The 19,654-nt window shown below is 65.9% G+C and carries 17 protein-coding genes; 7 read left to right on the top strand and 10 right to left on the bottom strand.

The features are described 5' to 3' along the window. Positions 1–30 precede the first annotated feature (30 nt). Positions 31–1,203 (top strand): ABC transporter substrate-binding protein, encoded by a 1,173-nt coding sequence (locus tag ACHAC9_RS07450; protein WP_435758665.1) that lies wholly within the window; start codon positions 31–33, stop codon positions 1,201–1,203. 95 nt (positions 1,204–1,298) lie between these two features. On the opposite strand, the gene ACHAC9_RS07445 is transcribed toward ACHAC9_RS07450, so the two are convergent. After that, on the bottom strand, positions 1,299–2,519 hold the full coding sequence (locus ACHAC9_RS07445; RefSeq protein ID WP_435758663.1) for a sensor histidine kinase: 1,221 nt from the start codon (positions 2,517–2,519) through the stop codon (positions 1,299–1,301). Then, positions 2,509–3,849, bottom strand: coding sequence for a sigma-54-dependent transcriptional regulator (locus ACHAC9_RS07440; protein ID WP_435758661.1), 1,341 nt, complete (start codon positions 3,847–3,849; stop codon positions 2,509–2,511). Before ACHAC9_RS07440 ends, ACHAC9_RS07445 begins: the two co-directional genes overlap by 11 nt. 214 nt (positions 3,850–4,063) lie before the next feature. Here ACHAC9_RS07440 and ACHAC9_RS07435 point away from each other — a divergent pair, with 214 nt between their 5' ends. The 3 genes from ACHAC9_RS07435 to ACHAC9_RS07425 are packed head-to-tail and all read left to right on the top strand — an operon-like array spanning position 4,064 to position 8,476. Continuing rightward, positions 4,064–5,362: an efflux RND transporter periplasmic adaptor subunit gene (locus tag ACHAC9_RS07435; RefSeq protein WP_435758659.1), complete on the top strand. Its 1,299-nt coding sequence runs from the start codon at positions 4,064–4,066 to the stop codon at positions 5,360–5,362. Positions 5,363–5,390: 28 nt separating this feature from the next. Then, positions 5,391–6,071, top strand: a complete 681-nt coding sequence (locus tag ACHAC9_RS07430) for an ABC transporter ATP-binding protein (RefSeq protein ID WP_435758657.1) — start codon at positions 5,391–5,393, stop codon at positions 6,069–6,071. After that, positions 6,068–8,476: an ABC transporter permease gene (locus tag ACHAC9_RS07425; RefSeq protein ID WP_435758655.1), complete on the top strand. Its 2,409-nt coding sequence runs from the start codon at positions 6,068–6,070 to the stop codon at positions 8,474–8,476. The genes ACHAC9_RS07430 and ACHAC9_RS07425 overlap by 4 nt, the downstream gene beginning before the upstream one ends. 25 nt (positions 8,477–8,501) lie before the next feature. Here the strand turns inward: ACHAC9_RS07425 and ACHAC9_RS07420 are convergent, their stop codons facing one another. The 5 genes from ACHAC9_RS07420 to ACHAC9_RS07400 are packed head-to-tail and all read right to left on the bottom strand — an operon-like array spanning position 8,502 to position 14,292. Further along, on the bottom strand, positions 8,502–9,692 hold the full coding sequence (locus ACHAC9_RS07420) for an MFS transporter (protein WP_435758653.1): 1,191 nt from the start codon (positions 9,690–9,692) through the stop codon (positions 8,502–8,504). Between the two features lie 59 nt (positions 9,693–9,751). Continuing rightward, entirely contained in the window at positions 9,752–10,954 is a 1,203-nt protein-coding gene (gene fdhA, locus ACHAC9_RS07415) for a formaldehyde dehydrogenase, glutathione-independent (RefSeq protein WP_435758651.1), read from the bottom strand. Between the two features lie 55 nt (positions 10,955–11,009). Next, on the bottom strand, positions 11,010–12,074 hold the full coding sequence (locus tag ACHAC9_RS07410; RefSeq protein WP_435758649.1) for an amidohydrolase family protein: 1,065 nt from the start codon (positions 12,072–12,074) through the stop codon (positions 11,010–11,012). A gap of 41 nt (positions 12,075–12,115) precedes the next feature. Beyond that, positions 12,116–13,117 (bottom strand): Bug family tripartite tricarboxylate transporter substrate binding protein, encoded by a 1,002-nt coding sequence (locus ACHAC9_RS07405; protein ID WP_435758647.1) that lies wholly within the window; start codon positions 13,115–13,117, stop codon positions 12,116–12,118. A 44-nt stretch (positions 13,118–13,161) separates the two neighbouring features. Further along, positions 13,162–14,292 carry a porin gene (locus ACHAC9_RS07400; RefSeq protein WP_435758645.1) on the bottom strand — a complete coding sequence of 377 codons (1,131 nt, stop codon included), beginning with the start codon at positions 14,290–14,292 and terminating at the stop codon, positions 13,162–13,164. Between the two features lie 201 nt (positions 14,293–14,493). On the opposite strand from ACHAC9_RS07400, the gene ACHAC9_RS07395 reads away from it, so the two are divergent. Further along, entirely contained in the window at positions 14,494–15,399 is a 906-nt protein-coding gene (locus tag ACHAC9_RS07395) for a LysR substrate-binding domain-containing protein (protein ID WP_435758643.1), read from the top strand. Between the two features lie 9 nt (positions 15,400–15,408). On the opposite strand, the gene ACHAC9_RS07390 is transcribed toward ACHAC9_RS07395, so the two are convergent. Genes ACHAC9_RS07390 through ACHAC9_RS07380 form a run of 3 tightly spaced genes read right to left on the bottom strand, consistent with a single transcriptional unit; the run spans position 15,409 to position 17,195 of the window. Beyond that, positions 15,409–15,750: a hypothetical protein gene (locus ACHAC9_RS07390; protein ID WP_435758641.1), complete on the bottom strand. Its 342-nt coding sequence runs from the start codon at positions 15,748–15,750 to the stop codon at positions 15,409–15,411. A 12-nt stretch (positions 15,751–15,762) separates the two neighbouring features. Then, positions 15,763–16,656, bottom strand: a complete 894-nt coding sequence (locus tag ACHAC9_RS07385) for an alpha/beta fold hydrolase (RefSeq protein WP_435758639.1) — start codon at positions 16,654–16,656, stop codon at positions 15,763–15,765. A gap of 47 nt (positions 16,657–16,703) precedes the next feature. Beyond that, on the bottom strand, positions 16,704–17,195 hold the full coding sequence (locus ACHAC9_RS07380; RefSeq protein WP_435758637.1) for a MarR family winged helix-turn-helix transcriptional regulator: 492 nt from the start codon (positions 17,193–17,195) through the stop codon (positions 16,704–16,706). A 90-nt stretch (positions 17,196–17,285) separates the two neighbouring features. On the opposite strand from ACHAC9_RS07380, the gene ACHAC9_RS07375 reads away from it, so the two are divergent. Together ACHAC9_RS07375 and ACHAC9_RS07370 are read left to right on the top strand one after the other, a co-directional pair. Further along, positions 17,286–18,122 carry a p-hydroxycinnamoyl CoA hydratase/lyase gene (locus ACHAC9_RS07375; protein ID WP_435758635.1) on the top strand — a complete coding sequence of 279 codons (837 nt, stop codon included), beginning with the start codon at positions 17,286–17,288 and terminating at the stop codon, positions 18,120–18,122. A gap of 83 nt (positions 18,123–18,205) precedes the next feature. Then, positions 18,206–19,651, top strand: coding sequence for an aldehyde dehydrogenase (locus ACHAC9_RS07370; protein WP_435758633.1), 1,446 nt, complete (start codon positions 18,206–18,208; stop codon positions 19,649–19,651). Positions 19,652–19,654: the final 3 nt, after the last annotated feature.

The following is a 19,654-nucleotide window of genomic DNA, read 5'->3' as shown; positions in this document are numbered from 1 at the left end:
TCCGACAATATCAACTGAGGAGACACACCCATGAAGTTCACGACGATTGCCGCGGCCTTTGCCACTACCGCCACCTTCGCCTTCGCCCAACCGGCGAACGCGCAGGACACCATCAAGGTCGGCGTCATCGCCCCCTTCTCCGGCCCCTTCGCCGATTACGGCAAGCAGATGCAAGGCGGCATCAAGGCCTGGATGGCGCAGCACGGCGACACGGTCGCCGGCAAGAAGATCCAGATCATCTACAAGGACACGACCGGCCCGGCGCCGGAAGTGGCCAAGCGCCTGGCCCAGGAACTGGTGGTGCGCGACAAGGTCGACTTCCTGGCCGGCTTTGGCCTCACGCCCGAAGCGCTGGCCGTGGCGCCGATTGCCCAGCAATCGAAAAAGCCGATGATCATCATGAACGCGGCCACCTCGGTGATCACCACGAAATCCGATTACATCGCGCGCTTCTCGATGACGCTGCCGCAAATCTCGGCGCCGATGGCCGATTGGGCCGACAAGAACAACATCAAGACCGTGGCGACCGTGGTGGCCGACTACGGTCCCGGTATCGATGCCGAGAAGGCCTTCAGCGAGCGCTTCGTGAAGAATGGCGGCAAGGTGCTCGAAGCCATCCGCGTCCCGCTGCGCAACCCTGAATTCGCGCCCTTCATCCAGCGTATCAAGGACGCGAAACCGGACGCCGTGTTCGTCTTCGTGCCTGCCGGCGAGCAGAGCATCGCCTTCATGAAGGGCTACCGCGAGCGCGGCCTGGCCGCCGCCGGGATCAAGGTCATCGCCACCGGCGACCTGACCGACGACCACGTGCTGCCGGCGATGGGCGATGCCACCCTGGGTGTGATCACCACCTTCCACTACTCGGCCGCCCACAAATCGCCCGAAAACGACGCCTTCCTGAAAAGCTTCGCCGCGACCAACCCGCAAGGCGGCCGCCCGAACTTCATGGCGGTCGGTGCCTACGACGGCATGAACGCGATCTACCAGGTCAGTGAAAAACTGAAAGGCAAGATCGATGGCGACGCGGCGATGGCTGTGCTCAAAGGCATGAAGATCAACAGTCCGCGCGGCCCGATCAGCATCGACCCGGCCACGCGCGACATCGTGCAGACGGTGTATGTGCGCAAGGTGGAAAAGGTCAACGGCCAGCCGTATAACGTCGAGTTCGACCAGTTCGCAAACCAGAAGGATCCGGGCAAGTAATTGTCCTGACTTTACCCTGCCTGGACACTTGCGCATGGTAGACCTGCTGCAGTTTGCCGGCGTGGTGCCGCCGCTGTAACTGCGAAGTTCTGGGGTTAGAAAATGAGGACGAAACGAGCCCCGCCGGTCGCCGACCGAAGGTGGCGCACGGTGCCGCCATTGCCGTGCACCAGTTGGCGCACCAGCGCGAGGCCGATACCGCGCCCGCCCTGTTTGGTCGTGAAGAAGGGCGTGAAAATATGCGCCAGCAGTTCTTCCGGCACGCCGGGGCCGTTGTCGCCGACATCGATACGCAGGCGGGCGCCGCGCACCAGCCGCGCGTGCACGGTGGCGCGCGGCGCCCCCAGGGCTGCGGTGGCCTCGGCTGCGTTTTTCAGGAGGTTGATCAGCGCCTGCTCGAGCTGGCCGGCATCCGCCACCAGGCTCAAGGAGGCCGGATCGAGCAGGAAAGTCAATTCGCCGCCGCGCTCGCGCCAGGACGGCCCGATCAGCGTCGCCAGGCGCGCGAACAGCTGCTCCATGTCGATCTGCTCGGGCCGCGGCTGCGGCATGGCGGACAGGCTGCGGTAGCTGCCCACGAAATCGGCCAGGCTGGTGGCGCGGCGCGCGATCGCGTCGAGCGCCGCGCCCAGGTCGGCGGCGGCTTCGTCCTCGAGCTGCGGCTGCAGCTCCTGCAACAAGCCCTGGGCCGTGGTGGAAAGCGACGCAACCGGGGTCAGCGAATTCATGATCTCGTGGGTCAGCACCTGCACCAGCTGCTGCCAGGCGTTCAGTGTTTCGGATTCCAGTTCGCTCTCGACCGGCAGAAGCGCCGCGATACGCTGCGCCCTCCCCTGCACGGTCAGCGAGGAAATCGCCAGCATGGCGCGCTCGGTGCCGCGTTCGGTGTCGAAGGCAATCAGGGCGCGGCCGCGCGCCGGCTGCGCCGCCAATGTTGCGAACAGTTTGACAGGATCGACCACGCGCCCCGGCGCGATCAGCTGGCGCGCGTTGGCATTCAGGGGCGCGACTTCGACTTCCCCGCTCCCCGGTCGGAGCAGGAACAGGGCTACCGGTGCGTGCTCGAGGCGTGCTTCGAGCACCAGCGCTTCGTCAGGGTGCCGGAATACAGGTGGATTGGATGCGGCCACTTGCACGGAGGGCGGCGCCAGCCGGGCCAGCGCAAGCCACAGCAAGCACGCGGGCAAGATGGCCGCCAGTGCGCACAGCACCAGCAGGCGCGGCGACCCGCTCCAAGCCTGCGCGCCGGCGGCCAGCGCCATCAGGGCGATAACGCTGGCGCCGGCCCTGAGCTTGAGCGCGCCGCTAGAGGCCATGCTTGTCCAATTTGCGGTACAGCGCCGCCCGACTCAAGCCGAGCCTGCGCGCCGCCTCGCTGATATTGCCCTTCGCCTGCGCCAGCGCGGCGGCGATCGCGCCGCGCTCCACTTCGCCCAGGGTCTGGTCGTCCAGTGCTTGCGTTGCCACGATCGGCGCAGCCGGCACGCAGGCGTTCAGGCCGAAGTCCGCGGTCTCGTAAGCTGCGCCGGCCGCGAGGATCACGGCGCGTTCGCAGGCGTGGCGCAGCGAACGCACGTTGCCGGGCCAGTGCCACTCGAACAGCGACGCGGACGCGCTTTCCGCCAGCGCACGCGCGGGCCGCGCGTACTGTCCCTCATAGTGCGCCAGGTAATGGCGCAGCAGGCCGGGGATGTCATCGCGCCGCTCGCGCAGGGGCGGCACCCGGATCACGATGGTATTGAGGCGAAACAGCAGGTCGGGACGGAACACGGACGGATCGAACAGGCTCGCTTCACTGAGGTTGGTGGCGCTGACGATGCGCACATCGATCGCCTGCGGGCGGTCGGCGCCGAGCGGCGTGACCTCGCGCCGCTCGAGCGCGGCCAGCAGCTTGGCCTGGCCCGGCAAGGGCGTATTGCCCACTTCGTCGAGGAACAGCGTGCCGCCGCGCGCGGCCTGGAAGCGGCCGTCGCGATCGGCCCTGGCATCGGTAAACGAGCCCTTGCGGTGGCCGAACAACTCGCTCTCGAAGGTCGCCTCGGGCAAGGCGCCCATGTCCACCGCCAGGAAGGCGGCGCCCGCACGCCTGGAGGCGCCGTGGATGGCACGCGCGACGAGCTCCTTGCCGACGCCGTTCTCGCCCAGCACCAGCACGTTGGCCTCGGTAGGACCGACACCCGCCACCATCGCGCGCACCGCCGCCATGGCGGGCGAATCGCCCATCAGGACGGAATCCGCCGCCGGCACAGGCGTCGCCGCGCGGCGCGCCAGGGCGCCGTCGACGGCGGCCTGCAGGCGCGCGTTGTCCCACGGTTTGGTGATGAAGTCGCCGGCGCCGCGTTTCAATGCTTCCACGGCCAGCGGGACGTCGGCATACGCGGTCAGGGCAATCACCGTCGGTGGCTGCGGCTGGCGCCGCAACAGGTCGAGTACCGCGAGGCCTTCGGCACCGTCGGTGCGTCCCGGCGTGAAGTTCAGGTCGAGCAGCACCACATCGAAGGCACCCTGCGCCAGCAGCGCCGGCAAGGCGGCGGGCGCGTGCAGCACGATGACTTCGCCATGGCGCCGGCGCAGCAGCATCCGCGCGGCGAAGGCCACGTCGGCGTCGTCGTCGAGGATCAGGATGCGGGCGGTCGTCGGGGCCATGGCGCGGCATTCGAGGTGTTGAAGTCGGGGCATTCTAGCAGTGAAGATGAGCTGGTGAAACGACAAGTTCTCCCCTCGCGACCACCTGTCCGGAATCGAACACCTGACCTGTCCGGCCCCGGACAGGCTGGCCGTTAAAACGGTTCAACGGGCGCAAAAAGGCCATGGCACGGTGCTTGCAATGACAGGGTGGTCACCACTCATCTGATCGTCCATGTCCCTGCAACCGATACCGAATCAATCCGCCCGCGCCGCCACCGGCGCCGCCATGGACACCATCGTGCCGCGCAAACGCGGCCCTACCATTGTGCTTGCCTGCGCCGCGGCGGCGCTAGCGATTGCCGCTGCCTTCGCCCTCTGGCAGCAACTACCGCGCGGCCTGCGCGTGGAGCGCGCCGACCTCGAGATCGCGACCGCAGAGCAAGGCATCTTCCGCGACGAGCTGGTGGTGCGGGCGAATGCCGAACCACTCGCTTCGGTGATCCTCGATTCGGTCGAATCGGGCCGCATCGAAGAAGTGTTCGTGCGCGACGGCGAGATTGTCAACCAGGGGCAGCTGCTGTTCCGGATCGCGAACCCGCAGCGCAACCTGGAGCTGCTGGCGCGCCAGGCCGAACAGGCGCAGCAACTCTACAACCTGTCGAACCTGCGCCTGGCCCAGGAGAGCGACCGCAGTACGCGCCAGCGCCGCCTCGACGAACTGGCCTTCGGGCTCGATCAAGCGAACAAGCGTCACGTCCGCAACGAACGGCTGGCGCAGCAAGGCTATATCTCCGCAGTCGCGCTGGAAGAATCGCGTGACGCACTGGACAAGGAAACGCGCGCCGTCGCACTGGAGAAGCGCAGCGCCGCTGCTGACAGTCAGGTACGCGGACCGGCCCTGTCCCAACTGGAGCGGGCGATTGCCGGCCTGGACACCGGACTGCAGCTGGTGCAGGCGACGGTGGACGCGCTGGTGGTGCGCGCGCCCGTGGCGGGCCGCCTGACCGACTTTCGCATGCAGGTCGGCCAGTCGATCGCCACCGGCAAGAACGTCGGCCGCATCGACGACCCGGCGCGCTTCAAGCTCACGGCCCGCATCGACGAGTTCTACCTGAACCGGGTCGCCAGTGGGCGCGCGGGCTCGGTCGAGCACGACGGCCGCCGCTATCGAGTCAAGATCGCCAGCGTCTACCCGCAGATCAAGGAAGGCCGTTTTCTGGCCGAACTGCTGTTCACCGGCGCGCAGCCGGCCGGCCTGCGTCCCGGCCAGAGCCTGGACACCCAGGTCACGCTGGGCGAGCCGGTGCGCGCCCTGCTGCTGCCTGCCGGCGCTTTCATGGGCGACAGCAGCGGCGCCTGGGTGTTCGTGCTCACGCCCGGCGGCGATAGCGCCGTGCGGCGCGCGATCAGCGCGGGCCGGCGCAGCAGCGCGCAAGTCGAAGTGCTCGCCGGGCTGCAGCCGGGCGAACGGGTCATCGTTTCAAGTTACACCGCGTTCGGAAACTCGACCTCGCTCAGCATTTCACAGTAATCTCTCACTCCCAGGAAGAAAGAACGGCATGCTCAAACTCTCAGGCATCAGCAAGACCCACGTGGCGGGCGAAGTCCACACCACCGCCCTCGACCGGATCGACCTCGACATCGAAGCTGGCGAATACGTGGCCATTACCGGCCCATCGGGCTGCGGCAAATCGACGCTGCTTGGCCTGCTTGGCCTGCTCGATGTGCCCAGCACCGGCGAATACTGGTTCGAAGGCGAGAACGTGGCCGCCTGGAGCGAAGCAAGATTAAACAAACTGCGCTGCGGACGGATCGGCTTCATCTTCCAGAGCTTCAACCTGATCGACGAACTGAACGTGTTCGAAAATGTCGAACTGGCGCTCGAGTACACCGGCATGAAAGGGGGCGAACGGCGCGAGCGGGTCGGCGCGATGCTGGAGAAACTGGGCGTCGCGCACCGCGCTCGCCACAAACCCTCGCAGCTCTCGGGCGGCCAGCAGCAGCGCGTGGCGATTGCCCGCGCGCTGGTGGCCGGCCCCGCGCTGCTGCTGGCCGACGAGCCGACCGGTAATCTCGATACCGCCCATGGCGACGAAGTGATGCGCATGCTGCGCACGATTAACGGCGAAGGCACGACCGTCGTCATGGTCACCCACTCGCCCAACCACGCGGCCCAGGCCTCGCGCACCTTGAATTTGCTCGATGGCCGCATCGTCGTCGACGCGCTGAGGGCAGCATGAGGGCCCGCGATTACCGCATCGGCTGGCGCCAGCTGGTGCAGGAGCCGGGCTACTCCGCCGTCACGGTGCTCGGCCTGGCGGTGGGCTGCGCCGCCTGCTTCCTGCTGCTCGGTTTCGTGGCCTACTGCATGAACTACAACCGCCATGTGCCGCAGGCCGAGCGCGTGCATGTGGTCAAGCAGCGCATCAATTATTTCCCGCGCCCGGACTGGAACACGCGCGCCTCCCTGATGCTGCGCGACGTGGCCCTTGCCAGCGGCATGGTGGAACAGGCCAGCAACGCGCAACAGATCCGCCAACCTGTGCGCGTCGGCGAGCACTTGCACGAGGCGCTGCTGTACGCGGTCGATCCGGCATTCGGCACCATCTTCGGCATTGTCCCGCTGGCGGGGGACTTGCAGGCCGCATTGAACCGGCCCGACGGCCTGGCGGTCACACGCGACACCGCGCTGCGCCTGTTCGGCACGCCCGATGCGCTGGGCAAGACGGTACGGGTCGGCGACGAGTTGCTGCAGGTGCTGGCCGTGATACCGGACCTGCCCGCCAACACCACGCAGCGCTGGGAAGCCGTGAGCGGCCCGCTCAGCCGCGCGCTCGCGCCCGAGGACCGCAGGCTGCGGCCATCGGACCAGAAGCGCGGCGACATCTTTTTGAAACTGCGGCCAGGCGCCGACGTAGCGCGCCTGGCGACGCTGCTGCAGGATGCGGTGGAAGCGTCTCCTGTGAGCCAGGGCTTTCGCAAGGGCGCCATGGGACGCTCGCTGGTCGGCCCTGGAATCGAAGTCAGACTGGTCGCCTTGCGCGACGCTTACTTCGACGCCGATCTTGCCAGCGGACGCGGTGGGCGCAGTTACGGACAGCGCGACAGCACCCTGGCGCTGGCCGGCGTCGCGCTCCTGATCCTGGCGCTCGCCATGACCAACTGGATCAACCTGGCCACCGTGCGCACGCTGCGGCGCCAGCGCGAAATCGGCATGCGCAAGGTGCTGGGCGCGAGCGCGCCGCGCGTGGCTGGGCAATTCCTGGCCGAGTCGGTGCTGGTGGCGCTCATTGCCACTGCGGCCGGCATCGTGATCGCCTGGCTCTTGCTGCCGGTCTTCGCCGACCTGGTCAACCGCAAGCTCGAAGGCTTCTTCACGCCCGGCCGGCTGGCGCTGGCGCTGCTGCTCGCCGTTTCCGCGGGCCTGGCGGGCGGGCTGTATCCGGCGTGGACTGCACTCCAGGTGCGCGCCTCCACCGTGCTGGCCGGGCGAGACAGCAACAGCGAGACAGGAGCGAACCTGTGGCTGCGGCGCACGCTGACGGTGCTGCAGTTCGCCACCGCGATGGCGCTGGCGGGCATCACGGTGGCCGTCGGCTGGCAAACCTGGCATGCCACCACGGCCGATCCGGGTTTCGATCCCGCCGGGCTGACGCTGCTGCACATGCCGATGGCGAAGGACGAGCAGGTACAGGGCTTCGTGCGTGCGGTGGCGCGCCTGCCGGGGATCGAGGGGTCGGCGGTGTCGGCCGAAGCAATCGGACGCGATGCCAACAAGATCACAGTGGCCTATAACCTGCGCCAGGGCGGCGAGATGCGCCTTGAAATGAAGCGCGTGTCGCCCGAGTTCTTTGACCTGTACAAGATACGCCCGGTGGCCGGCCGCCTGTTCAGTACCGAGCGGGATCAGCCGAAGTCGGGCGTGGCCGTGCTGAACCTGGCGGCGGCCCAGGCCCTCGGTTACCGCACGGCGCAAGATGCCGTCGGCAAGATGCCGTTCGCGGCAGACGCGGAGGATGGCACAGAGCTCACCGTCGTTGGCGTGGCGCCGGAGCTGCGCCACCAGTCGATGCGCGAGCGTTCAGGACCGATCGTGTATACCCTGACCGATTCCGACAGCGTCGTCACGGTACGCACGCAACTCGACCAGCAGGCGCTGGCCAAGGTCGTCGCACCGGTCTGGCGCCAGTTCTTCCCAAACGGGATGATGATCACGCAGAGCGCGGCGAGCATCTTCGGCGAAAGCTATAAACAAGACCTGCGGATGGTGAAGATCCTCGGCGCCGCCAGCCTGGTGGCGCTGGCGCTGGCCGCATTCGGCATCTATGTGCTGTCGGCTTATACGGTGCAGCGCAGCCGGCGCGAGATCGTGATCCGCAAACTGTATGGCGCCAGCAACGGCGCCATCGCCCGGCGCCTGGGCCGCGAGTTCGGCGTGACTGTTGCCGTGGCGGCGCTGATCGGATTGCCGGTGGCGGCGCTCGCGATCCGCTTTTATCTGGCCGGCTTTGCCGAGCAGGCGCCGTTCGGGCAGTGGCCGCTGGTCGCGGCGGTCGGGCTCGCCGTCATTGCCGCGCTGGCCGCGACGGCGCGCCATACGGTGGCGGCGATTCGTATGAGTCCGGTGCAGGCCTTGCGTGGCTGAATGTGCGCGGTTTTCGTGCGGCGTCCTATCGGGCCTCATATGGATCGGACAGATGGCGCCCGATCACACATGCGGCGGCGGTGAGGAGCACGGCCAGCAGCAGGAATACCGCGTTGACCGAATAGCGCATCACCAGCGCGCCCCCGATCAGGGGGCCGATGGCGGCGCCGCTGAAGCGCGCGAAGTTATACAGGCCGATCGCGGTCCCTTTCTGGTGCTGGAACAGGTTGACCATGATGGTGGACTGTACCGGCGTGCTGCAGCCGAGCAGCAGTCCGTAGCATGAAAGCAGCAGGACCAGCAGCACCATGTTCATCTGCTGCCAGTGCAGCGCCATCCAGAACAAGGCTACCGTGCCTGCCATCCCGTACGAGGCTGCATTCAATATGCGCGTGCGACGCCAGTGCTTCTGCCAGCGCGCACCCAGGCGTACGCCCAGCAGGAGGCCAAGGGTGAGCGGCACGAAGAACAGGCCGAACACCTTGTCCTGCCGCGGCAGCATCGTATGCAGGAGAACGGGCAGGAAGACGAGAAACACGTAATAGCCATAAAACTGGCTGAACCCGACCAGCATGACAGAGCAGGCCGAGCGGTCTCGCAGCACCTCGCCGAACACGCGCAGGCTCATGGGAGGCGGCACGGTGCCTGGCGGCAGGGTTTCCTGCAGGCGGCGCCAGTTATACAGCAGCACGACAGTACCGGCGGTCGCGAGCAGGGCGAAGATCCATTGCCACGCAAGAAAATAAGCGATCGCGCCGCCAAGCACCGGGCCGAGCACGGGTCCCAGGAAACTGATCGTCTGGTAGGTGCTCATTGCCCTGGCGCGTTCGTCGGGCGCGAAGATATCGCCGATGACGGTCGGTGCGATCAGCACGGCGGCGCTGATGCCGGCGCCTTGCAGCACCCGTCCGGCGAGGAACAAGCCATAGCTTTCCGCCGCGAGGCACAGCAGGCTACCGACGATAAAGATGGCCAGGCCTGGCAGCAGCGTGGCGCGCCGCCCCCAGCGATCGGCGATCGGGCCGATGACGAAATTGCTGAGCGCGAGAATGGCCGTGAACAGCGAGATGGTCAGGTTGATCAGCAGCGTGTTCACATGGAAGAACTGCTCGAGCTGTACCAGCGCGGGCGTATACACGGTTTGCGTGAACGGCCCGAGGAAGGCGCCCGCTGCCACTCCTGCCAGGGTGGCACTGCGATTGAGGGAGTGGGACATGGTGTCGACAGCGCATGCGATCAGCGCACGCCACGCAGCGCGCGCTGATCGCATGATTGTCAGGCCGCTTTCCTGAACATCCCGTGCGGATCGATCACGAATTTTTTCGGTGCGCCCGCATCGAACTCGTGATAGCCGTTCGGCGCGTCGTCGAGCGTGATGACCTGCACGCCAACGATCTCGGCGATCCGGATCCGGTCCCACAGGATCGCCTGCATCAGCGCGCGGTTGTACTTCATCACCGGCGTCTGGCCGGTATGCAGGCTGTGCGACTTCGCCCACCCGAGGCCGAGCCGGATGCTCAGGCTGCCGCGTCTGGCGGCAGCATCGACCGCCCCCGGATCGTCCGTCACATACAGTCCCGGAATGCCGATCCGCCCGGCTGCGCGCGTAATTTCCATGAGCGAGTTGAGCACCGTGGCCGGTGCTTCGTGGGCCGCGCCTTCGTGACCGTGGCCACGGGCCTCGAAGCCGACGCAATCGATGGCGCAGTCGACTTCGGCGTCGCCAAGGATGCCGAAGATCTGGTCCGCCAGCGTGGTGTCCTGGGACAGATCGATCGTCTCGAAGCCAACGCTGCGCGCGTGCGCCAGGCGGACCGGATTGACGTCGCCGACAATCACGACCGCGGCGCCGAGCAGGCGCGCCGACGCGGCAGCGGCCATGCCGACCGGCCCCGCCCCCGCGACATACACCGTCGCCCCCGGACCGACTCCCGCCGTGACCGCACCGTGGTAGCCGGTGGGCAGGATGTCGGACAAGCAGGTGAGATCCGTGATCTTTTCCATCGCCCTGTCCCGGTCGGGAAACTTCAGCAGGTTGAAGTCGGCATACGGCACCATCACGTATTCGGCCTGGCCGCCAATCCAGCCGCCCATGTCGACGTAGCCGTAGGCGCCGCCCGCGCGGGATGGATTGACGCTCAGGCACACCCCGGTATGCTGTTCCTTGCAGGTGCGGCAGCGTCCGCAAGCGACATTGAACGGGACCGACACCAGGTCGCCCACCTGCAGCGTTTCGACATCCCTGCCGACCTCCAGCACCTCGCCCGTGATCTCGTGCCCGAGCACCAGTCCCGACGGCGCAGTAGTGCGGCCGCGCACCATGTGCTGGTCCGATCCGCAGATATTGGTCGACACGACGCGCAGGATGACCCCATGTTCGATATGCCGGCCCTGCGGGCTGGCCAAGGTGGGAAATGGGATATCGTGAACTTCAACCCTGCCCGGTCCGACATAAACGACACCTCGATTTTCAGCCATGCTGGCCTCCGTGATGTGGATTGCCGCCTGCGGTCGCAGGCGGGGACTGCGTGCCTCAGCCGATCTTGAACACGCGCTCGGCGTTGGTCTGGAAGAAGGCTTTCTTGTCATGCGTCGCCATGTTCATGTTGTCGAGGGTGATGACTTCGTCGAGCACATGCTGGTAGGGGTAATCCATGGCATACATCACACGGTCGACGCCCATGAATTCCTGTGCGAACCGGATCGCCTGCTCCCACGCCACGCCGCTGTTGGTCACATAAAAATTCTCGCGCAGGTAGTCGCTCGGCCTCTTCTTCAATGGCTTCATCGATTCGTAGCGATTCGCCGCCACCGTGGCGCGGTGCATGTAGTCGAGACGGTACGCCATGTAGGGCAGCGCTTCGCCCATGTGGCCCAGGACCAGCTGCAGTTTGGGGAAGCGGTCGAAGACGCCGGCGGTGATGATGCGCAGCGCGGAGAGGCCAGTGTCGACGCCGAAGCCGTAGATGGCGCCGTCGAGCCCCGCTTCCATGAACGGCTCGATCATTTTCGGCGGCGGGGTGCTTGGATGCAGGTAGATCGGCATGTCGAATGCCTCGGCGGCGGCGAAGATGTCCCAGAACTTCGGGTCCGACAGGTATTCGCCCTGGGTATGGGAGTTGACGATGATGCCCTTCATGCCGAGTTGGGTGGCGCCGCGTTCGATCTCCTTGGCCGCCTCCGCCGGATTCTGCGGCGCGACCGCGGCCAGGCCAACGAAGCGCGTCGGATGCCGGCGCACCGCTTCGGCCAGGTAGTCGTTGGCGGTACGGGCGTACGACACCGCGGTGTCGGCGTCGAATACCTGGACGCCCGGCGAGGTCAGCGACAGTACCTGGATGTCGATGCCGGCTTCGTCCATGTGCGCCAGGCGTGCCGTGTCGAGGTCCTGGATGTACTTGCGGATGTGCTGCGGACGCGCCGCATCGCTGCTCAGATAAAAGGCCCAGAGGCTGGTGAAACCGGCGTCGGCCTTGCCGTCCGCGAGTACCTTGCGGTACATGTCGAACAGGTCGGGCGGCGCGAAGGCTTCTTCGGTGGCGATGCGCTTGTAGTCCTCTTTCGCAGGGCGTTGCGGGGTGATGTCGTTCTGGCTCATGATGCTCTCTTCCTGTAATCGATGGCGAAGCGGCCGTTCGCCTACTCTGCCGTGATCTGCGCGTTGCGGACCACAGTGGCCCATTTCTGGTATTCGGCGGTCGCCGCCTTCATCAGGTCGTCCGGGCTGCCCGGCTGCAGCGTCAGACCCTGCTTTGCCAGCGCGTCCTTTACCTCTGCGCTGCCGAGCGCCTCGCGCAGGGCGGCGTTGTAACTGGCGACCAGGGCGGGGGACATGCCTTTCGGTCCCCACACACCAAGCCACGAGTCTTCGTCGAAGCCGGCGACCCCGCCTTCCTGCAAGGGAACGACGTCCTTGTACTGCGGGTCGCGTTCGGCGCGGGTGGAACCGATGACCTTGAGCTTGCCGTCGGCACGCAGCGGCATGGCCAGGTGCAGGGGCATCATCATCATCTTGACGTGGCCGCCGAGGACGTCGCTGATCGCACCGGCCGAACCTTTATAGGGAACATGCATGACCTTCACGCCGGCGCTATGGATGAATTTTTCCATCGTCAGGTGATGCAGGGTTCCCTGCCCCGGCGAGGCGTAATTCACGGTGGCCCCGTTGGCCTTGATATATGCAACGAGCTCTTTTGGATTCGAGGCCGGCACCGACGGGTGGACCACCAGTGCGAAGTTGTTGGTGCCGATCATGCCCAATGGCTGGAAGCTCTTGAGGACATCGAAAGGCACCGTCTTGTAGAACAACGGCAGCGTCAAGGAGGTATTCGTGCTCACCATCACGGTCTGGCCGTTGGGCGCCGCCTTGGCCACCATGTCCATGCCGATGATGCCGGAGGCGCCGGGACGGTTATCGGTGATGACCGATTGGCCCAGGCGTTTCGCCACGATCGGCGCGATCACGCGCGAAACGCTGTCGGGCGTCGTGCCCGGGGTGAACGGCACGACGATGCGCACCGGCCCGGCGACGCCCGCTTGTGCCTGGGCGGCGGCAGGCAACACGAGTGTGCCCAGTGCGCCCGCGCAGGCTCCCAGCAGCATCAGGCGGCGTGTTGCTTGGTTCAGATTCTTTGTCTTCATTGCTTTTCTCTCGAAGTGGGAACGCGACCGACCGGCGGCATCGTTCAAAAGGAATGACGCAGGCCGACCATCAGGCCGGTCTGGCCCAGTCCGGGGCCGACGGTGCCGCCTGCCGACAGGGAGATGGCGGCCACGCCGTCGTTGTCGATCCGGCCCAGCGACACGTAAGTGGCGGTACGGCGCGAGAAGCTGTAGGTCGCACGCGCCACGGCCATGGTCGAGTCGTTATCCGACCGGCTCACGTTCAGTTGCGCGACCTGGGCGTCGAGCACGAAGGTCGGGGTGAACGGATAGCTGATCCCGACCTGTACCAGGCGCGTGTCGGTATCGGCTGCCGCATCGATCTTGCGATCGAGGAAGCTGGCGGCAAGCTTGAGTTTGTCGACCATGACATACCCGTTGATACCTGCCCTGCGGTCGTCGAAGTCGCTGCGCGTCAGGCCGAAACCGGCGTTCGGACCGCCGTTGAGCACATCCCACGACACGGCCATGCCGTACTTCGGCGTGTCGTAGGCCAGCATCGCCGTGACCTGGCGGCAGGCCTGGCTGTCGGCGCCGAGTTCGCCAGGGCATGCGGTCGACGCGGGACCTGCGACCACGGTGGTCGCATCGCGCCCGGTGCTGTACGTCGCACCGACCGTCACGTTCGACAACTTGCCGATGTAGCCGATCGTATTGTCGCTGCGCGCATTCGGCAGGTAGGTGTCGAGATTAGGATAGCTGTGGATGCTGGGGCCGAGCACATTCGAGCGCAGATTCGCGATGTAGGTCATGTTGATCATGCGGCCCAGCATCAGCGTACCGTAGCGGCCCTGCAGGCCCACCCATGCCGATCGGCCGAAGGTACGCCCTCCGTTCTGCAGCACGCCGGTATCGACCGAATAGCCCATCTCGAGGTTGAACAGTGCCTTGAGTCCGCTGCCGAGATCTTCCGCGCCGCGAAAACCTATATTCGAAGGAAAGGATCCGGCCAGGGTGGGTATCCGCACGAGCGAGTCGCCTGCGGCGTTCACATTGCTCAGGTATTCGACGCCGGAATCGACCAGGCCATAAATCTGGACGTTGCTCGTGCCGGTGGCGGCGGCGGGCCAGCGGTCCGGGGGCACCTGGGCCAGGGCCGCGTTGGCGAACCAGGCGAGCGAGATCGCTGCGCTGCAGCGTACTATTTTTTTCATGCTTGTCTCCATGGAACCGCTGTTAAATCAACGTGTTTTATATGCCTGCCAGGACCTGCCCTACCCGCTCCGCATGCAGTGTTTGTCGGCACCGCAGGCCGGATCGATGCACTATGATTAATGAAGTGACGCTGGGCAGTCCAATACCGCTTTTGGAAAACGCCATACCTCTTCGGTATGGGGCGTGCAATAATCAGGACTATGGATCTAAAGCAACTACGTTACTTTCTAGCTTTGACCAATGAAGGCAGCTTCAGCCGTGCATCCGAGCAGCTGCACATGGCGCAACCGCCGCTGACGCGGCAGATCCAGAGTTTGGAAGAAGAACTCGGCACGACGCTGTTCGTGCGTACCCCGCGCGGGGTCGAATTGACCGATGCCGGCAAGGTGATGTTCCAGGAGGTGCCGAATATCCTGGCACTGGTGCAGGCCGCCAAGGAGAAAACCCAGTACGCCGGCCAGGGCTATCTCGGGCGTCTCGATGTCGGCGTCTTCGGCTCCGGCATCCTGCAAGTGATTCCGACGCTGCTGGCGCAGTTCCACAGCGCGCGCCCCGAGGTCAAACTGGCCTTGTACACCATGACCAAGAGCGAGCAGATCCAGGCGCTGCGGGAACGCCGCATTACGGTCGGCTTCAGCCGCCTGGTGCCCGACGAGCCGGACATCGCAGTCGAAGTGGTCGGCCGCGAGCTGCTCTACGTCGGCTTGTACGAAGACCATCCGCTCTGCGAAAAGTCCACGATCACCTTGCGCGACCTGGAAGACCAGCCGATCATTCTTTACCCAAACACACCCATTCGCAGCTTCGCGCAAGAGGTGATCAGCGCCTTCCGCAACGAGGGCGTGCGACTGGTGGTGGCCCAGGAAGTCGAGGACGTGCTGACCTGCATTGCGCTGGTGTCGGCCCGGTTCGGCCTGTGCATCACGTCGGCGTCCGCCACCAGCCTGCGCCTGCCGGGCGTGGCCTACCGGCCGCTCGACTCGGTATGGCTGCGCGATATCGAACTCAGTGTCCTATACCGGAACAGCGACGATTCGCCCGTCTTGCGGGCATTCCTCGACGTCATGCGCGGCTCGGCGCTGGCGGCAGCCGACGGCAAGCGCTAGCCACTGCGATCAGCGTGTTGTGGTCGATGTGAGCGCGGCGTGCCAATCGGCGTACGGCGTGTTGCCGACCATGCGCCGGTTGAAATCCGGTGTGCCATCGGTCCACCAGACGGGGCCGCGCTCTCCCAGGGCGCGCTTGGCTTCATCGACCATTGCACGCGCGCTGCGCTCGGCCTCGGAATCGCCCGCTTTCAGGGCCATGCCGACCTGGCGGCGCGCGGTCATGAGCTGTTCGACCAGCTGCTGACGCTCGTCCGGGGACAGATTCGGATTGCTGGTGCGCCAGAGGCGGCCCTTGACGACGAAGTAGCGGCCATCGGGGGTGCTGGGGTATTTGTCGGAGTCCGGCATCGATGTGAACGGCTAGTCAGTCAGGAAGGGCAGCACCCGATCCAGTAAAGCGTCCGGCGCCTCCTCCGCAATGTAATGCCCACAGGGCAGCGCCTCGCCGCGCACGTCGTCCGCCACCGCTTGCCACTCCTTCAAGGGGTCGAAACAGCGGTGCACTACGCCCTGCTCTCCCCACAGCACCAGCAGCGGCAGCGCCAGGCGCCGTCCGTGCTCCCGGTCTTCGCGATCGTGCTCGAGGTCGATGCCGGCGGCGGCGCGGTAATCCTCGCACAGGCCGTGCGCCGCGCCCGGCAGGGAGAGGCAGCGCTGGTATTCGCTGAGGGCCTGCGGATCGAACACTTTAAGGCCGCCGCTGCGCCGCCCCATGACGTCGACCACGTAGGCGGCGGGATCGGCCTCGATCAGGCGTTCGGGCAGCGGCGCCGGCTGGATCAGGAAGAACCAGTGCCAGTAGGCGCGCGCAAAGTCTTCGTTCGTCTGCGCATACATCGCCAGCGTCGGCGCGATGTCGAGCAGCGCCATGCGACGCACCACTTCCGGATGGTCGACCGCCAGCCGGTGCGCGACGCGCGCGCCGCGATCGTGGGCAAGCACGCTGAAACTGTCGAAGCCGAGCGCGCGCATGACCGTCAGCGCGTCGAACGCCATGGTGCGCTTGCTGTAGTTGGCGTGGTCTACATCGCCCGGCGGTTTGGACGAATCGCCGTAGCCGCGCAAGTCGCAAGCAACGACCGTGAAGTGCTGGGCCAGCACGGGCGCCACGCGGTGCCAGATTGCGTGGGTCTGCGGGTGGCCGTGCAGCAGCAGCAGCGGTGGGCCGGAGCCGCCGACGATGGCGTGGATGTCAATGCCTGGGGCGACGGTGATGTGCTGCGGCTGAAAGCCTGGGAAAAGTGTCATTGTCATGGGTCTGCATCGTACCAATTTCTGCTGCGACAGGGAGCGTTGGGGTCTCACATTCCCTGCACACTCAGGGCCCGCACCGCGTGGCGCAACTGCGCATGCAGCTGCGCGCGACCCTGATCGTCGAGCTCCGGAAACATCATCCGTTCCACCTCCGCCACCCTGGCATCGCACTCCACCAGCACCGCCTGGCCGGCCTCGGTCAGGCTGATCTGGATGATCCGCCCGTGCGCCGGGTCGGGCGTGCGCACGATCCAGCCGCGCGCCTGCATCTGCTTGACCATCTCGTTGGCCGACTGCGGCGAGATCATCGTGCGCGTGGCAAGCTGGGCGTTCGAGAGCGAGCCGTGGGCGCGAAACACCGACAGGGCCGTGTACTGCGGCACCGACAGGCCGGCAGGCGTGACCGCATCGCGCAGGCGCCCGTTGAGAACGTGGTCGAGGCGGCCTACCAGGTAGGCCAGGCCCATCGGCTTGGCGGCGACGGAAGCGGTGGCTGTGGCGGCGGCATCAGCTACCGAAAGTTTTTTTGATGTGGTCATAAAAAAGTGCTTGTCACCGGAATCAGCTGCGAATAGTATAAGTCGCATATCAGGTAGCCTGATAAAGACTTACTACTGAGGAGATATTGTATGTCCAAATACGAAGCGCGCTGGAAGACCGTCAAGGTGGATGTGGAGAACGGTATCGGCTGGATCACCCTGAACCGTCCGGAAAAGCGCAATGCGATGAGCCCGACGCTGAACCGCGAGATGATCGACGTGCTCGAGACGCTCGAGCTTGACGACGACGCGCAAGTAATCGTGCTCACCGGTGCGGGCGACGCCTGGACCGCCGGGATGGACCTGAAAGAATATTTCCGCGAGACCGACGGCAAGCCCGAGATCGCGCAGGAGCGCATGCGCCGCGACTGCTCGCAGTGGCAGTGGAAACTGCTGCGCATGTACAGCAAGGCGACGATTGCGATGGTCAACGGCTGGTGCTTCGGCGGCGCGTTCTCGCCGCTGGTGGCCTGCGACCTGGCGATCGCCTCCGACGATGCCGTGTTCGGTTTGTCGGAAGTGAACTGGGGTATCCCGCCGGGTAACCTGGTCAGCAAAGCCGTGGCCGACACCATGGGCCACCGCCAGGCGCTGCACTACATCATGACCGGCGACACCTTCACCGGCAAGGAAGCGGCCGCCATGGGGCTCATCAACAAGAGCGTGCCGAAAGAGCAGCTGCGCGATGCGGTGATCGAACTTGCCGGCAAGCTGCTGGAAAAAAATCCAGTGGTGCTGCGCTATGCGAAGATCGGTTTCAAGCGCTGCCGCGAACTGACCTGGGAACAAGGCGAAGACTACCTGTACGCCAAGACCGACCAGTCGAACCAGCGCGACCCGGAAAAAGGCCGCAAGGAAGGCCTCAAGCAGTTCCTGGACGATAAGACCATCAAGCCGGGCCTGCAGACCTACAAGCGTCCGAAATAAGACGCAGCACTGCACCATAATATCGGCGGCGGCACCCGGTTAGCGGGCGAGCCGCCTTTCAATCCAGTTAGAGGAGACCCCTGATGTTCCAAGCAGACCTGCTGTTGAACGGCCAAGCCCGTCCCGCATCGAACGGCGCCACCTTCGAGCGCCTCAATCCCGCCACCGGCGACATCGCCACCCGCGCCGCTGCCGCCACCCTGGACGACGTCGATGCCGCGGTCCAGGCCGCGCAAGCGGCCTTCCCGGCCTGGTCCGCCATGGCGCCGGGCGCACGGCGCACCTTGTTGTTAAAAGCCGCGGACAAGATGGAAGCGCTGCGCAGCCAGTTCGTGGAAGCGGCCGTCGAGGAAGCCGGCGGCGCGCCGATGTGGTACCAGTTCAACGTGACGCTGGCGGCCAACATGCTGCGCGAAGCGGCCGCCATGACGACGCAGATCTCCGGCGAAGTCATCCCGTCGGACGTACCCGGTTCGCTGGCGATGGGTGTGCGCCAGGCCTGCGGCGTGGTGGTCGGCATCGCGCCGTGGAATGCGCCGATCATCCTCGGCACGCGCGCCGTCGCCATGCCGCTCGCCTGCGGCAATACGGTGATCCTGAAAGCGTCCGAGATCTGCCCGGCCCTGCACCGCCTGATCGGCCAGGTGTTCGTCGACGCCGGCTTCCCGGAAGGCGTCGTCAACGTGATCACGAACGCACCCGCTGACGCGCCGCAGATCGTCGAACGCCTGATCGCGGCGCCAGCCGTGCGCCGGATTAATTTCACGGGTTCGACCAAGGTCGGGCGCATCATCGCCCAGACGGCGGCCAGGTACCTCAAACCCGTTCTGCTGGAATTGGGCGGCAAGAATCCGGTCGTCGTGCTCGATGACGCCGATCTCGACGCGGCCGTCGAAGCGGCGGCGTTTTCCGCCTTCTTCAACCAGGGCCAGATCTGCATGTCGGCCGACCGCATCCTGGTCGACCGCAAGATCGCGCCCGCGTTTGTAGAGAAGCTGGCGGCGAAGACCGCGACCCTGAAGGCGGCGCGCTCGGACGCGCCCCTGGCCGGCATGGTCGACCCGAGCGCAGCAAGCCGCGTGGAAGCCATGCTGCAGGATGCACGCGCGCGCGGCGCGAAAGTCACGCAGTCGGGCGTCAGCGTCGAAGGAAACATCATGCAGCCGGCGATCGTCGACGACGTCACGCCGGAGATGCTGGTGTACCAGGAAGAGTCGTTCGGGCCGATCGTCTCGGTGCTGCGCTTCGACAGCGACGAGGAAGCGATCCGGATGGCCAACGACAGCGAATACGGCCTGTCCTCGGCTGTCTTCAGCCGCGACATCGGACGCGCGATGGCGGTGGCGCAGCGCATCGAATCGGGCATCTGCCACATCAACGGCCCGACCGTGCACGACGAGGCGCAGATGCCGTTCGGGGGCGTGAAAGGCAGCGGCTATGGGCGCTTCGGCGGCAGGGCCGCGATCGCCGAGTTCACCGACCTGCGCTGGATTACGGTCCAGACCACGCCGCGCCACTTCCCGATCTGAGGC

The organism is Massilia sp. CMS3.1, assembly GCF_051262535.1.
Classification (GTDB): Bacteria; Pseudomonadota; Gammaproteobacteria; order Burkholderiales; family Burkholderiaceae_D; genus Telluria.
The sequence above is the reverse complement of the archived record's forward strand: the minus strand, read 5'-3'. Positions and strand labels throughout refer to the sequence as shown.

What these genes read in the sequence shown, in the direction of transcription:
- ACHAC9_RS07440 (WP_435758661.1), bottom strand. Translation starts at nt 3,849, where the DNA reads ATGGCCCCGACGACCGCCCGCATCCTGATCCTCGACGACGACGCCGAC.
- ACHAC9_RS07420 (WP_435758653.1), bottom strand. Translation starts at nt 9,692, where the DNA reads ATGTCCCACTCCCTCAATCGCAGTGCCACCCTGGCAGGAGTGGCAGCG.
- ACHAC9_RS07445 (WP_435758663.1), bottom strand. Translation starts at nt 2,519, where the DNA reads ATGGCCTCTAGCGGCGCGCTCAAGCTCAGGGCCGGCGCCAGCGTTATC.
- ACHAC9_RS07390 (WP_435758641.1), bottom strand. Translation starts at nt 15,750, where the DNA reads ATGCCGGACTCCGACAAATACCCCAGCACCCCCGATGGCCGCTACTTC.
- ACHAC9_RS07395 (WP_435758643.1), top strand. Translation starts at nt 14,494, where the DNA reads ATGGATCTAAAGCAACTACGTTACTTTCTAGCTTTGACCAATGAAGGC.
- ACHAC9_RS07380 (WP_435758637.1), bottom strand. Translation starts at nt 17,195, where the DNA reads ATGACCACATCAAAAAAACTTTCGGTAGCTGATGCCGCCGCCACAGCC.
- ACHAC9_RS07370 (WP_435758633.1), top strand. Translation starts at nt 18,206, where the DNA reads ATGTTCCAAGCAGACCTGCTGTTGAACGGCCAAGCCCGTCCCGCATCG.
- fdhA (WP_435758651.1), bottom strand. Translation starts at nt 10,954, where the DNA reads ATGGCTGAAAATCGAGGTGTCGTTTATGTCGGACCGGGCAGGGTTGAA.
- ACHAC9_RS07385 (WP_435758639.1), bottom strand. Translation starts at nt 16,656, where the DNA reads ATGACAATGACACTTTTCCCAGGCTTTCAGCCGCAGCACATCACCGTC.
- ACHAC9_RS07425 (WP_435758655.1), top strand. Translation starts at nt 6,068, where the DNA reads ATGAGGGCCCGCGATTACCGCATCGGCTGGCGCCAGCTGGTGCAGGAG.
- ACHAC9_RS07405 (WP_435758647.1), bottom strand. Translation starts at nt 13,117, where the DNA reads ATGAAGACAAAGAATCTGAACCAAGCAACACGCCGCCTGATGCTGCTG.
- ACHAC9_RS07430 (WP_435758657.1), top strand. Translation starts at nt 5,391, where the DNA reads ATGCTCAAACTCTCAGGCATCAGCAAGACCCACGTGGCGGGCGAAGTC.
- ACHAC9_RS07375 (WP_435758635.1), top strand. Translation starts at nt 17,286, where the DNA reads ATGTCCAAATACGAAGCGCGCTGGAAGACCGTCAAGGTGGATGTGGAG.
- ACHAC9_RS07435 (WP_435758659.1), top strand. Translation starts at nt 4,064, where the DNA reads ATGTCCCTGCAACCGATACCGAATCAATCCGCCCGCGCCGCCACCGGC.
- ACHAC9_RS07400 (WP_435758645.1), bottom strand. Translation starts at nt 14,292, where the DNA reads ATGAAAAAAATAGTACGCTGCAGCGCAGCGATCTCGCTCGCCTGGTTC.
- ACHAC9_RS07410 (WP_435758649.1), bottom strand. Translation starts at nt 12,074, where the DNA reads ATGAGCCAGAACGACATCACCCCGCAACGCCCTGCGAAAGAGGACTAC.
- ACHAC9_RS07450 (WP_435758665.1), top strand. Translation starts at nt 31, where the DNA reads ATGAAGTTCACGACGATTGCCGCGGCCTTTGCCACTACCGCCACCTTC.